10 protein-coding genes and 1 pseudogene are annotated in these 11,966 nt (G+C 68.3%); 7 read left to right on the forward strand and 4 right to left on the reverse strand.

Features of this window, described 5'->3' with window-relative positions; all coding sequences use genetic code 11:
• Nucleotides 1-65 precede the first annotated feature (65 nt).
• The 3 genes from BAU06_RS09915 (at nt 66) to BAU06_RS27270 (ending at nt 1,887) form a co-directional block, all read left to right on the forward strand.
• The gene (locus BAU06_RS09915; protein WP_066347974.1) at nt 66-281 is read left to right on the forward strand and encodes a hypothetical protein; all 216 of its coding nucleotides are present in this window, start codon (nt 66-68) and stop codon (nt 279-281) included.
• An 8-nt stretch (nt 282-289) separates the two neighbouring features.
• On the forward strand, nt 290-1,444 hold the full coding sequence (locus BAU06_RS09920) for an AGE family epimerase/isomerase (protein WP_335617497.1): 1,155 nt from the start codon (nt 290-292) through the stop codon (nt 1,442-1,444).
• Nucleotides 1,445-1,506: 62 nt separating this feature from the next.
• A complete protein-coding gene (locus tag BAU06_RS27270) occupies nt 1,507-1,887 on the forward strand; it encodes a hypothetical protein (protein WP_335617498.1) in 381 nt (126 codons plus the stop codon).
• A gap of 33 nt (nt 1,888-1,920) precedes the next feature.
• Here BAU06_RS27270 and BAU06_RS09930 read toward each other — a convergent pair whose 3' ends face one another.
• Both BAU06_RS09930 and BAU06_RS09935 read right to left on the reverse strand, forming a co-directional pair.
• Entirely contained in the window at nt 1,921-4,236 is a 2,316-nt protein-coding gene (locus BAU06_RS09930; protein ID WP_066347984.1) for a xanthine dehydrogenase family protein molybdopterin-binding subunit, read from the reverse strand.
• A gap of 113 nt (nt 4,237-4,349) precedes the next feature.
• Nucleotides 4,350-4,802 (reverse strand): annotated as a pseudogene (locus BAU06_RS09935) ((2Fe-2S)-binding protein); the annotation flags it as partial.
• Between the two features lie 58 nt (nt 4,803-4,860).
• Between BAU06_RS09935 and BAU06_RS09940 the strand changes: the two are divergent.
• Nucleotides 4,861-5,493: a nucleotidyltransferase family protein gene (locus BAU06_RS09940; RefSeq protein WP_066347986.1), complete on the forward strand. Its 633-nt coding sequence runs from the start codon at nt 4,861-4,863 to the stop codon at nt 5,491-5,493.
• A gap of 93 nt (nt 5,494-5,586) precedes the next feature.
• Here BAU06_RS09940 and BAU06_RS09945 read toward each other — a convergent pair whose 3' ends face one another.
• Nucleotides 5,587-7,449: an ABCB family ABC transporter ATP-binding protein/permease gene (locus BAU06_RS09945; protein WP_066347987.1), complete on the reverse strand. Its 1,863-nt coding sequence runs from the start codon at nt 7,447-7,449 to the stop codon at nt 5,587-5,589.
• Between the two features lie 136 nt (nt 7,450-7,585).
• On the opposite strand from BAU06_RS09945, the gene BAU06_RS09950 reads away from it, so the two are divergent.
• Complete coding sequence (locus BAU06_RS09950; RefSeq protein ID WP_066347989.1) at nt 7,586-8,566, forward strand: aldo/keto reductase; 981 nt, start codon at nt 7,586-7,588, stop codon at nt 8,564-8,566.
• Here the strand turns inward: BAU06_RS09950 and BAU06_RS09955 are convergent.
• On the reverse strand, nt 8,563-9,471 hold the full coding sequence (locus BAU06_RS09955) for a LysR family transcriptional regulator (RefSeq protein WP_066347990.1): 909 nt from the start codon (nt 9,469-9,471) through the stop codon (nt 8,563-8,565). The genes BAU06_RS09950 and BAU06_RS09955 overlap by 4 nt on opposite strands.
• Before the next feature lie 120 nt (nt 9,472-9,591).
• Between BAU06_RS09955 and BAU06_RS09960 the strand changes: the two genes are divergently transcribed.
• Both BAU06_RS09960 and BAU06_RS09965 read left to right on the forward strand, forming a co-directional pair.
• Complete coding sequence (locus tag BAU06_RS09960) at nt 9,592-10,590, forward strand: Bug family tripartite tricarboxylate transporter substrate binding protein (protein ID WP_066347997.1); 999 nt, start codon at nt 9,592-9,594, stop codon at nt 10,588-10,590.
• A 58-nt stretch (nt 10,591-10,648) separates the two neighbouring features.
• Nucleotides 10,649-11,923, forward strand: coding sequence for an amidase (locus BAU06_RS09965; protein WP_231934034.1), 1,275 nt, complete (start codon nt 10,649-10,651; stop codon nt 11,921-11,923).
• Nucleotides 11,924-11,966: the final 43 nt, after the last annotated feature.

Consider the following 11,966-nt stretch of genomic DNA (forward strand, 5'->3'; position numbering starts at 1 on the left):
TAGTGGTGTAGGAAGATGGACGATAATAGGCGATTCCGCCGTGGTGGCGGCACGGAGGCAGCCGCATGGCCATGCATCAATTCAACAAGGGCGAGCTGGCCTATTGGCTGGGTGTCATCGCGGAGGGCAAGGCGGATCCCGCGGAACCGGTGCCGCAGCGCTTCATCGACGCGCTGCTGCTTCTGCGCTGCATCGAGATCGATTCCGCCGGCAAGCCGGAAGTCACGGATAAGGGACGTCTGGCGCTGCATATGGAATCCGCCGGCTCCTACGACGCATGAGCCCGGCCATGACCGCCATGCCCCGCACCGGCGACGACGCGGCCCTGACGGCCACGGTGGCCCGCCTGCGGGCCCATTACGACGGGGTCGTGCTGCCGGCGTGGCTGGCGCAAGGCTTCAACCCGCGGCTCGGCCTGCCCTACGAATCGCTGTCCAGCGCGGATGCACGGCCGCTGCCGCCGCAGCGCTACCGCGCCATGGCCTGCGCCCGCCAGCTTTTCGTGTTTTCCGCGAGCCGGGCCCCGGCCGCGGCGGCGCACGCGGCGCACGCGGCGCTGCTGTTCGAGTCCTTGCGGGGCCGGTTCCGCCACCCCGCGGGCGGCTGGGTCTATAGCATCGGACCGGACGCCGCGCCGCTGGAAACGTATCATGACCTGTATACCTATGCTTTCGTGGTGTTTGCCTGCGCGGCGTATTACCGCCAGTCGCGCGACGCCCGCGCCCTTGACCTGATCGGCGAAACCGTAACGCTGATCGAATCCCGCTTCGGCCTGGGCGGCGGCCTTTATCGCGCCCAGACGCAGGACGACGGCGCGAGCGAACGGCAGGGGCCGCTGCAGAACCCCATCATGCACCTGACCGAGGCCTACCTGGCGGCGCGGGAAGCGGGCGACACCGCCTGGTACGACGCCGCCCTGCGCCGCATCGCGCACGGCATGTCGACGCACTTCATGGACGCCGCCACGCGCTGCATATGCGAATTGCCCACGGCCGAAACGGGCAATCGCATCGAACCGGGGCACCAATTCGAATGGTATGCGCTGGTGCGCGGGGCGCCAGGGGTCTTCGATGGCACCGAACTCGCGGCGTCGGTGCCGCGGGCCGTCGACTATGCGCAACGGCATGGCGTGACGGCGGGCGTGCAAGGGGTTTGCGCCAGTTTGGACCTGGCTGGCGGCGTCATCGACGGTACGCAGCGGATTTGGGCGCAGACGGAATACGCGCGCTGCCTGGCGCTGCAGGGGAGCGAGGCCGCGGCCGCCGCGCTGTCCCGGCAATTGGCATGCTTCGAGCAGCGCTTCCTGCATGAACGGGGCTGGTATGAATGTCTGGACGCGGGCGGGCAGGTCGCGCGCGCCGATATGCCGTCCACGACCCCGTATCACCTGGCATCCTGCTATGCGGCCTTGCCGCCAGGGCCGGAGCCGTCGCCCGCGAGTTAAGTGCGCATCGCCTGGCTGGCCGGACGCGTCGCGGATACGCCCCGGGGGCGTGGCTCCAGGACATGCCGCAGGGACTGCTGAAGGCCGTGCCCGTCCCTGAATGTTTCACATTATTCGGTTTTCTTGCGAAATATTTGGATTTCTGCGATGCTGCGCGCCAACGCCGGCCGGCCCGGTTTCCGAACAGGAGCGCAGCGATGACGCCCAGGTTGATCGACGGTTATACGGTCTATGCCTATTCGGTACCGCCACAGGGGCGGGAGCCCGCCAGGGCCTTCATGGAAACGCGCAAGGAAGGCGAGGGCAACGAACCGCAGGTATTCGAGATTTACCTGTCGCGGCGGTTTCGCAGCGGTGTGGAAGCCATGTCGGCGGCGCGCAACGCGCTCGCGTCCGTCAAGGCGGTGGACGAGAACGGCATTCCGGATCACTTGCCGGAATAAAAGCCGGGCGGCGCGGGCCGCCCGGCTATCCCCTCAGGCCGAACGCAACTGCTCGCCGATAGGCAGGGTGCGGATGCGCGTGCCCGTCGCGGCGAAGATGGCGTTGCATAGCGCGGGAGCGAAGGGCGGCAGGAAGGGTTCGCCCACGCCGCCCAGCGGCACGTCATAGCCGTGCGGGACCAGGTGGACCCGGATGTCGATATTGGCCTCCGGCATGCGCGCCACCTGGTATTGGTGGAAGTTGGTCTGCTCCGTCTGCCCATCCTTGAAGGTGATGGCCCCCTGCGTGGCCAGGCTCAGGCCCATGATGCACGCGCCCTCGGCCTGCGAGCGGATGCGGTCCGGCTGGACCTGCGGACCGCAGTCGCCCGCGATATCCACGCGCTTGACGCTGACCTGGCCCTCCTTGCCGACGGCGACCTCCACCACCATGGCGACGTAGGTCACGAAGCTGTACGCATAGGCCAGGCCCAGCCCGTGGCCGGGGGGCAGCTTGCGGGTTCCCCAGCCGGCCTCGCGCGTGGCCAGTTCGATCACGCGGCGCAGGCGTCCCGTATCGACGGGATAGCGGTCGGGCGATTCGCCGTAGTTGGTGTTGTCCGAGAGCGTCCGGGGCGACACTTTGCGCGGCGGGCCGATAAGGTCCAGCAGAAAGTCCCGGTGATCGCGGCCGGCCTCGTGCGCCATCTCGGCGATGAAGGATTGCACGGCAAAGGCATGCGGGATGTTGGACACCGAGCGGAACCAGCCGATGCGCGTGTGGGCGTCGGTTTCGGGAGCCTCCACGCGCATGTTGCGGATATCGAAGGGCTGGTTGACGGCGGACATGTTCAGCTCGGAAGGCTGCTCGCCCTTGGCCTGCAGTGAAAACGTCGACGCAATGGGTGGCGCGGCGCTGCGGTGCAGCCAGGCCACCACCTTGCCGCTGGCATCCAGGCCGCCTTCCAGATGCTCGTACGAGACCGTATGGAAGTAGTCGTTGCGCAGGTCGTCCTCGCGGGTCCAGGTCACCTTGACCGGCTTGCCGTCCATGGCTTTCGACAGCAGGGCGGCTTCGGCGACGAAGTCCGGCTTGGACTTGCGGCCGAATCCGCCGCCCAGCAAGGTGATATTGACCGTGACGTCGGCGGGCTTGATTTTCAGGTGCTCGGCGACGATGTCGGCGGTGGCTTGCGGCGCCTGCACGCAGGCCCAGACCTCGCATTTGCCGTTCTGCACGCGGGCCACGGCGGCGGGCGGCTCCATGGTGGCGTGCGCCAGGTGGGGCAGGTAGTACTCGGCGCGCACGCGCTTGGGCGCCGATGCCAGCGCCGCCATGGCGTCGCCGTCGTTGCGCGCGACCTTGCCGGGCTTTTGCACCAGGTCGCGCAGATAGGCCTTGTAGGTGTCGGAGTCGTAGCTGCCGTTGGGGCCGTTGTCCCATTCGATCTGCAAGGCCTGGCGGCCCTTGATCGCCGCCCAGGTGTTGGTGGCGATGACGGCGACGCCGCCCAGCGGATGGAATTGCGCGGGCAGCGGCGTGGCGGCGATTTCGACCACCTTGACGACGCCGGGCACCTTCAGCGTGGCGTCGGCGTTGTAGTGCTTGACCTTGCCGCCCAACACGCCGGGGCGCGCGATGACGGCATACAGCATCCCATCCAGCCGCGTGTCGATGCCGTAGTGGGTGTTGCCCGTGGCGATGTCGCGGCCGTCGATATTGCGCACGTCGGGCTTGCCGATGTAGCGGAATCGTTCGGCGGTTTTCAGGCGCACGGCGTCGCCCGTCGGTACCGGCATGGCGGCGGCCTGCTGGGCGAGCTCGCCGTAGCCCAGCTTGCGTCCGGTCTTGTCGTGGACCACCTCGTGGTTGCTGGCGTGGACTTCCGCGACCGGCACGTTCCAGTGCCTGGCGGCAGCGGCTTCCAGCATGCCGCGGGCGGCCGCGCCCACGCGCCGCATCGGCGTGAAGAAATGGCGCGTGCTGCGCGAGCCGTCGGTATTCTGGTTGCCGTACTTTTGCTGGTCGCCCGGTGCCTGTACGACACGGACGCGGCGCCAGTCGGCTTCCATCTCGTCGGCGATGACGATGGGCAGGCCGGTACGCACGCCCTGGCCCATCTCGGGTCGCAGCGCGGTGATGGTGACGATGCCGTCGGTGCCGATGTGCACGAAGACCAGCGGGTCTTCGACGGCGCCGCCCGGAAAGGCATCCACGCCGTACTTACGCGTGTCGGCCGCGTAGACGGCGCCGGAGCGGCCGCCCAGCAGGCAGAGGCCGGCGACCATGCCGGCGGCTTTCAGCAAGGCGCGGCGGCGCGGCGACAGCGCGGCGTCGGCGGGAATGGCGATGCGGGGATTCGCGCTCATTGCATGGCCCTCTCGTTGTCCTGGGATGGTTCGGCCCGGGCCAGCAGGTCCGCCTGGGCGCGTGGCGAGTCAGCCGCCACCGGCGTCGCCGCCGCGGCGGCTGCCGCGGCGGGCTTGGCGCCCGCGGCCTGCTTGATGGCGGCGCGGATGCGGGTATACGTGCCGCAGCGGCAGATATTGCCGCTCATGGCGCTATCGATGTCGCTGTCGGTGGGCTTGGGCGTGGCCTTCAGCAGTGCGGTTGCCGACATGATCTGGCCGGACTGGCAGTAGCCGCATTGCGGTACGCCCAGGGCCACCCAGGCATCCTGCACTTTCTTGCCCACCGCGTCGGCGCCTATGCCTTCGATGGTGGTGATCTGCTTGCCGACGGCGGCGGAAACAGGCGTGACGCAGGAGCGTATCGGCGCGCCGTCCATATGCACCGTACAGGCGCCGCACAAGGCCATACCGCAACCGAACTTCGTCCCCGTCAGGCCCACGACATCGCGCAGGGTCCAGAGTATGGGGGTGTCGTCCGGGACATCGACGTTATGCTGTTGCCCGTTGATGGTCAGTGTTGCCATGAATGAGGTCCCTCACGATGCGTGACGTGAATGCACTCCAGATGAGTACACTGCGCCGATGAGCATAGTACCGATCGAGCGGCTGGGAAACCGGTTTGTGGGAATTCTGCTGGCCGCGGGCCGCGGCGAACGGTTTCGCGCGTCCGCGCGACGGCCCGATGCTGACAAGCTGCTGTCGTCATTACCCGATGGCCGCGCCGTCGCCGCGGCGTCGGCATGTACCCTGTTGCAGACATTGCCTTTCGCGCTGGCGGTCGTGCGCCCGGGCGCGCCGGCGCTGCGCGAGGCGCTGCAGGCATCGGGCTGCGCGGTCCTGGAGACCGCGGCCGCCACGCGGGGCATGGGCGCCAGCCTGGCCCAGGCGGCGCAGGCATTGTTGTCGGCCCATGGCGGCACGGGCGACGCGCCACGCGGATGCCTGGTGGCGCTGGCCGATATGCCGTGGGTCATGCCCGCCACCATGCTGGCGGTGCAGCGGGCCGCGGAAACGCACCGTATCGCCGCGCCGGCATACCAGGGCCGCCGGGGACACCCGGTGGCCTTCGCCTGGGACTTGTTGCCCGAGCTGGCCGCGCTGGATGGCGACGAAGGGGCGCGCGCGCTGCTGAAGCGCCACGGCGTGCACGAGATCGCCTGCGCGGATCCTGGCGTGTTGCGCGACGTCGATACGGTCGACGACCTGCCGCGATAGGCCACGCGGCGAGCCGGGCGGCATGGGCCCGGGCGAACGGACGTACGGGGTGAACGGGTGAACGGTGAACGGTGAACGGACGTGCGCCGCGCTTCAGCCGGCCCGTTCCGTATCCGCGGCTTCCTCGTCCTGCCCGCCGGCGTCGCGCTCGGCGGTGCGTTGCTGGCGGTGCCACATGCCGGCGTAGACACCGTCGCGCGCCAGCAGCGAGGCATGGGTACCGCGCTCCACCACGCGGCCGTCGCCCAGCACGATGATCTCGTCCGCATCGACGATGGTGGACAGGCGGTGCGCGATGATCAGCGTGGTGCGCCCGATGCTGACCTCGCGCAGGTTGGCCTGGATCTCTCGTTCGGTGTGCGTGTCCAGCGCGCTGGTGGCTTCGTCGAACACGAACAGCGCCGGGCGCTTCAGCAGGGTGCGGGCGATGGCGACACGCTGCTTTTCGCCGCCGGATAATTTCAGGCCGCGTTCGCCCACCACCGTGTCGTAGCCGTCGGGCATATTCATCACCAGGGTGTGCACATGGGCCATGCGGGCCGCGGCTTCGATCTCGGCGTCGGTCGCGCCGGGGCGGCCGTAGGCGATGTTGTAGCGGATGGTGTCGTTGAACAGCACCGTGTCCTGCGGCACGATGCCTATGGCCGCGCGCACGCTGGCCTGCGTAACGTGCCGGATGTCCTGCCCATCGATCAGGATGGCGCCGCCGCCTACGTCATAGAAGCGGAACAGCAGCCGCGCCAGGGTCGATTTGCCGGCGCCGGACGGGCCCACCACGGCCAGCGTCTTGCCGGCGGGAATGGCGAAGTCCACGCCTTTCAGTATGGCCCGGCGCGCATCGTAGCCGAAGGTCACGCCGCGGAATTCCACCGCGCCCCCCTGTATCCGCAGCGCGGGGGCGCCGGGCGGATCCTGGATCTCGCGGTCTTCGCCCAGCAGTTCGAACATGCGCTCCATATCGATCAGCGACTGCTTGATTTCCCGGTAGATGAAGCCGAAGAAACTCAGCGGATCGTAGAGCTGCAGCAGGTAGGTATTGACCAGGACGAAGTCGCCCAGCGTGTATTGCCCGCGCGTAATGCCGCGCGCCGCCATCCACATGACCAGTGTCAGGCCGACGGAAATGATGACGGCCTGGCCGATGTTGAGCAGCGACAGGCTGACCTGGCTGCTGACCGCCGCCCGCTGGTACTGCTTGAGCGAGACGTCATAACGGCGGGCCTCGTGTTCTTCGTTGCCGAAGTACTTGACGGTTTCATAGTTCAGCAGGCTTTCGACGGCCTTGGTATTGGCCTCCGAGTCCGTTTCGTTCATGCGCCGGCGGAACTTGGTGCGCCATTCCGTGATCGCCAGCGTGTAGGCCAGGTACAGCACGACGGTGACCGCCGTGGCCAGGGCCAGCCAGGCGTCGAACATGCGCCATAGCAGGATGCAGACCAGGGCAATCTCGAACAGGGTGGGCAGCACATTGAACAGCAGGTATTGCAGCAAGGTCTGTATGCCGCGCGTGCCCCGCTCGATGGAGCGCGTCAGGCCGCCGGTGTGGCGGCCCAGGTGAAAGCGCAGCGCCAGGGCGTGCAGGTGGCGGAATACCTGCAGCCCGACCTCGCGCACGGCGTGCTGGCCGACCCGCGCGAAGATGGCGTCGCGCAATTCGGAAAACAGCAGCGACAGGATGCGCGCCCCGCCATAGGCCAGGATCAGCCCCAGGGGCAGGGCGGCGGGACCCGCCCCCGCGCCGCGGTTCAGCGCATCGACGGCCGATTTGTAGAGAATGGGAATGTAGACCGTCGCGGCCTTGGCCAGGAACAAACAGGCGACCGCCGCGACGACGCGCAGTTTCAGGTCGGCGCGGCCCATGGGCCACAGGTAGGGACCCAGGGCGCGCAGCGTGGCAATGCTGCCGCGCGGCGTCGTGGAAGACGGCGCGGACGAAGATGAGCTTGGGAAAGACATGGAGTGCCGTGGCATGGCAGCGATGACAAGCTGCCATTATCGTCCAAGGGCACTATGATGCGTTCGATCGGGAGCCCGGATAACCCCGCCGCGCGCACGGGTATGAGCCCCGCGGCGGCGTCTATGGAGCGATGCGATGGAATACGTGCGTTTGGGCAAGACCGGCTTGCAGGTATCGCGCCTGTGCCTGGGATGCATGACCTACGGCGTGCCGGACCGGGGCAACCACCCCTGGACCCTGGACGAGGCGGAGGCCCGCCCCCTGATACGCCAGGCGCTGGACGCGGGCATCAATTTCTTCGACACGGCCAACAGCTACTCGGACGGCACCAGCGAGGAAATCGTCGGCCGCACGCTGCGCGAGTTCACCGACCGCGACGACGTGGTGATCGCCACCAAGGTGTACTACCCCATGCGCAAGGGGCCCAACGGCGGCGGCTTGTCGCGCAAGAACCTGATGCGGGAAATCGACGACAGCCTGCGCCGCCTGGGCACCGATTACGTCGACCTGTACCAGATCCATCGCTGGGACGAGCACACGCCCATCGAGGAAACGCTGGAGGCGCTGCACGATATCGTCAAGGCGGGCAAGGCGCGCTATATCGGCGCGTCGTCGATGTACGCGTGGCAGTTCGCCAAGGCCTTGTACACGGCCGACCTGCACGGCTGGACGCGCTTCGTCAGCATGCAGAACCACTACAACCTGCTGTATCGCGAAGAAGAAAACGAAATGCTGCGGCTGTGCGCGGCCGAGGGCATAGGGGTGGTGCCGTGGAGCCCGATGGCGCGAGGCCTGTTGACGCGCGACTGGGACGAAGGCACGGCCCGCACGGAAAGCGACAAGACCATGGCGCGGCTGTACGGCGACACCCGGGATGCCGACCGCCGCGTGGTGCAGGCGGTGGGCGAGGTCGCCGCGGCGCGAGGCGTGCCGCGCGCGCAGGTCGCGCTGGCCTGGCTGCTGCAGCGGCCGGTGGTGACGGCGCCCATTATCGGGGCGTCCCGGCCGCAGCATCTGGTCGATGCGGTGGCGGCCCTGTCCCTGAAGCTTGCTCCCGATGAAGTGCGCAAGCTCGAGGAATCCTACGTACCGCACCGCGCCGCCAATTTCGGCTAGCCGCGCCGGGGCCGCCGGCCGCGCGCGGCCACCGCCTGCATGATGTCGATGAAGCGGTCGATGGCCGGATTGAACGAGGATGGCTGCCGCGCGGCCAGCAATTCGGCGCGCATGGCGCCGGGCCCCCGCACGCCGGCATAGACCAGCGTATCGGCGCGCATGCGCGACAGCGCGGCCGGCACCAGGGCCAGGCCGAAGCCGGCCTCCACCAGGGTAAGGATGGTGGGGATCATGCTTTCCATGACGATGCGTGGCGGCTTGCGCGCCACGCCGGTCATCAATTGCTGGATCTGGCTGAAGTAACGCGAGTTTTGGCGCGAGTAGCCGACCATGTCGTACTCGAGCGCCTGGTCCATGGTGACCGAGCGGCGGCCGGCCAGGGGATGGTCCTTGCGCATGGCGACCAGCATGGGTTCGTCGTACACCCGCAGCGGCGCCAGGTCCGGATCGGCGAAGGGCGGCCGCAATAGCGCCAGGTCCAGCTGGCGCTGGTGGAGCGCCTCCGGCATGGCGTTGGAGTTCATCTCCCGCAAGTCCAGGCTGACGGTGGGGGTCTGGCGGCGGAACTCGTACAGCACCTCCGGCAGGTTGGAGTATGCCGCGCTGGGCGTCAGCCCGATCACGAGGTGCCCCGCTACGCCCTTGGCGGTCTGTTGCACGGCCCGCACCATGGCGTCGGAGTCCGCGGCCAGCTGCCGCACGCGGCGGTGCAGTTCGGCGCCCGCCGCCGTCAGGCGCACCGAACGCGTGGAGCGGACCAGCAGCCGGGCCCCGAGGATCTCCTCCAGCTTGCGTATGCTCTGGCTCAGCGGCGGCTGGCTGATATGCAGGCGCTGCGCGGCACGGCCGAAATGCAGTTCCTCGGCCACGATGGAGAAGACATGCAGCAGGCGGCTGTCCAGCATGATTATGTCGTCCAGAATATCAATCGCGAATTTATTGAGTATTAGACAACACAATACCGCCTCCCTAGAATCTGCCGCATCAACGCTCGCGTCCCGCGCACATCGTTCCAGGGGGAATCCATGGGGAAATCGCCACAGCTTTCGAAGTACATCCTTGCCGCCGCCAGCGCCATCATGCTGGCGGTGCCCGCGGCGTCGCGCGCCCAGCTGGCCTATCCGAACAAGGCCATCACGTTCATCGTGCCCTATGCCGCCGGCGGCAGTTCGGACACGCGGTCCCGGCAACTGGCCCAGCGGCTGGGCGAACGCCTGCATGTACCCGTGGTGGTGGAGAACAAGCCCGGCGCCAGCGGCAATATCGGCACGGCGCAGATCGCCCGCGCCAACCCGGACGGCTACGCCATAGGCCTGGGCAATTTCGCGCCCTTGTCGGTGAACAAATCGCTTTATGGCAGCAACCTGGGTTTCGATCCCGACCACGGCATCGCGCCCATCGTGCTGATCGAACGCGGCGCCATGGTGCTGGGGGTGAACAGCCAGTCGGCGTATCCGGACGTTGCCGCGCTCATCAAGGCGGCAAAGGCCAACCCGGACAAGCTGAACTACGCGTCCACGGGCGCCGGCAGCGCCTCGCATCTGGTGACCGAACTGTTCCAGACCCATGCCGGCGTGGCGGCCACGCACGTGCCGTATCGCGGCGGCGCGCCGGCCGTGAACGACCTGATGGCCGGCAATGTGGATTTCTATCTGGAATTGGCCAGCCTGTTCATTCCCTACGCCAAGGGCGAGCAGCCGCGCCTGCGCCTGCTGGCGGTGTCGGCGGACAAGCGGCTGGCGGCGCTTCCCGATGTGCCGACCTTCCAGGAACTGGGCATTGCCAATATGGTCGCCTCGAACTGGTTTGGCGTGATCGCGCCGGCCGGCACGCCGGAGGCCGTCATCCGCACCTTGAACGAGAACATCAATGCCGTCCTGCAGGACCCGGCGTATCGCAGCGTGGTGGAATCCCAGGGCGCCGAGGTCGCCGGCGGCTCGCCGGCCGACTTCAAGGCCTTCATCGCCAGCGAGTCCGCGCGCTGGAGCAAGCTGATCGACGCCAAGCACATCACCATCCAGTAAGCGGTATGCGGCGGGCGCGTTCCCTTTCGCGGAGCGCCTGCCGCGCTCGAATTTCCACATGACGACGACGCGCATGTCCATGCATTCCCAAGCGGCCGTACAGGCCCACCCCGACCGCGCATGCCAGGCACTGCGGACCATCGCCGAGCGGGACGGCGAACTGCGTGCCTTTGCCTGGCGAGCCGACCCTGCCACGCTGGGCGCCGCCCGTCCCGGCCCGCTGTCCGGCATGGCCTTCGGCGTGAAGGACGTGATCGACGTGGCGGGCATGCCGACAGGCTGCGGCGCCGAAGCCGCCGATATGTCCGCCAAGGTCTTCGATGCCGCTTGCGTGGCGCAACTGCGCGCGGCCGGCGCCGTACCCGTGGGCAAGACGGTAACCGCCGAGTTCGCGCATATGGCGCCCGGCCCGACCCGCAATCCGCGCCGGCCCACGCATACGCCCGGCGGCTCGTCCAGCGGGTCCGCCGCCGCGGTGGCGGCGGGCATGGTCGATCTGGCGCTGGGCACGCAGACCGGGGGATCCATCATCCGGCCGGCCGCCTTTTGCGGCGTGGTGGGGTACAAACCCACGTTCGGGCGCGTGCACCGCGCGGGCATGCAGGTCCTGTGCGATACGCTGGACACCATAGGGTGGTTCACCCGTTCGGTCGAGGAGACCATCGCCGTGGCTTCGGTGCTGATGCCGCGGCCGGGGAACGCGCGCCAGGATGGCCGCGGGCCCAGGGTGGCGGTGCTGCCCTGCGCATCGCTGGGGCGGCTCAGCCCCGCCGCGCAAACCGCCATGGACCACTGCATCGAAGTCCTGCAAAGCCTGGGCGCGACGATCCTGCGCCCGGGCCTGGACGCGGATATCGATACGCTGGTGGGGGTACACGGCCGGGTCATGCGCTATGAGTTCGCACGCGGCATGCTGCCCATCGTGCAGGCGCGGGCGGCAGGCGTCACCGCGCAGACCGCCGAGACCGTGCGCGAAGGCCTGGCGATCGGCTATGACGAGTACGTGCGGCAGCAGCATCTGCGCGCCGCGCTGGCGGCGCGCTGGCTGGATGCACTGGCCGATGTGGATTTCATCGTTTCACCCAGCGCGCCGGGAGAGGCCCCGCAAGGCCTGGCGAGCACGGGGTCTTCCGTCTTCAACCGGATCTGGTCGCTGCTGGGATGGCCCTGCCTGCACCTGCCGACGGCCACCGGCGAGCTGGGCTTGCCGGTGGGCGTGCAGTGGATAGGCCGTCCGGACCACGATGCCGAGCTGCTGGGATGGGCGGCCGCGCTGCATCCCGCCCTGGACAGGCGTGCCGGGCAGGACCGGGGCAGGGCGATGCGCGGGTAAGGCTGACGCCGGACGGCGGCAATCGGGCGTTCCGAAAGCCGTC

It is taken from the genome of Bordetella bronchialis, from assembly GCF_001676705.1.
GTDB lineage: Bacteria > Pseudomonadota > Gammaproteobacteria > Burkholderiales > Burkholderiaceae_B > Bordetella_C > Bordetella_C bronchialis.

Bases quoted from the DNA above. Each gene is read 5' to 3' on its own strand.
- BAU06_RS09930 (WP_066347984.1), bottom strand. From the start codon at position 4,236: ATGAGCGCGAATCCCCGCATCGCCATTCCCGCCGACGCCGCGCTGTCG.
- BAU06_RS09915 (WP_066347974.1), top strand. From the start codon at position 66: ATGGCCATGCATCAATTCAACAAGGGCGAGCTGGCCTATTGGCTGGGT.
- BAU06_RS27270 (WP_335617498.1), top strand. From the start codon at position 1,507: ATGCCGCAGGGACTGCTGAAGGCCGTGCCCGTCCCTGAATGTTTCACA.
- BAU06_RS09940 (WP_066347986.1), top strand. From the start codon at position 4,861: ATGAGCATAGTACCGATCGAGCGGCTGGGAAACCGGTTTGTGGGAATT.
- BAU06_RS09965 (WP_231934034.1), top strand. From the start codon at position 10,649: ATGACGACGACGCGCATGTCCATGCATTCCCAAGCGGCCGTACAGGCC.
- BAU06_RS09950 (WP_066347989.1), top strand. From the start codon at position 7,586: ATGGAATACGTGCGTTTGGGCAAGACCGGCTTGCAGGTATCGCGCCTG.
- BAU06_RS09960 (WP_066347997.1), top strand. From the start codon at position 9,592: ATGGGGAAATCGCCACAGCTTTCGAAGTACATCCTTGCCGCCGCCAGC.
- BAU06_RS09955 (WP_066347990.1), bottom strand. From the start codon at position 9,471: ATGCTGGACAGCCGCCTGCTGCATGTCTTCTCCATCGTGGCCGAGGAA.
- BAU06_RS09920 (WP_335617497.1), top strand. From the start codon at position 290: ATGACCGCCATGCCCCGCACCGGCGACGACGCGGCCCTGACGGCCACG.
- BAU06_RS09945 (WP_066347987.1), bottom strand. From the start codon at position 7,449: ATGTCTTTCCCAAGCTCATCTTCGTCCGCGCCGTCTTCCACGACGCCG.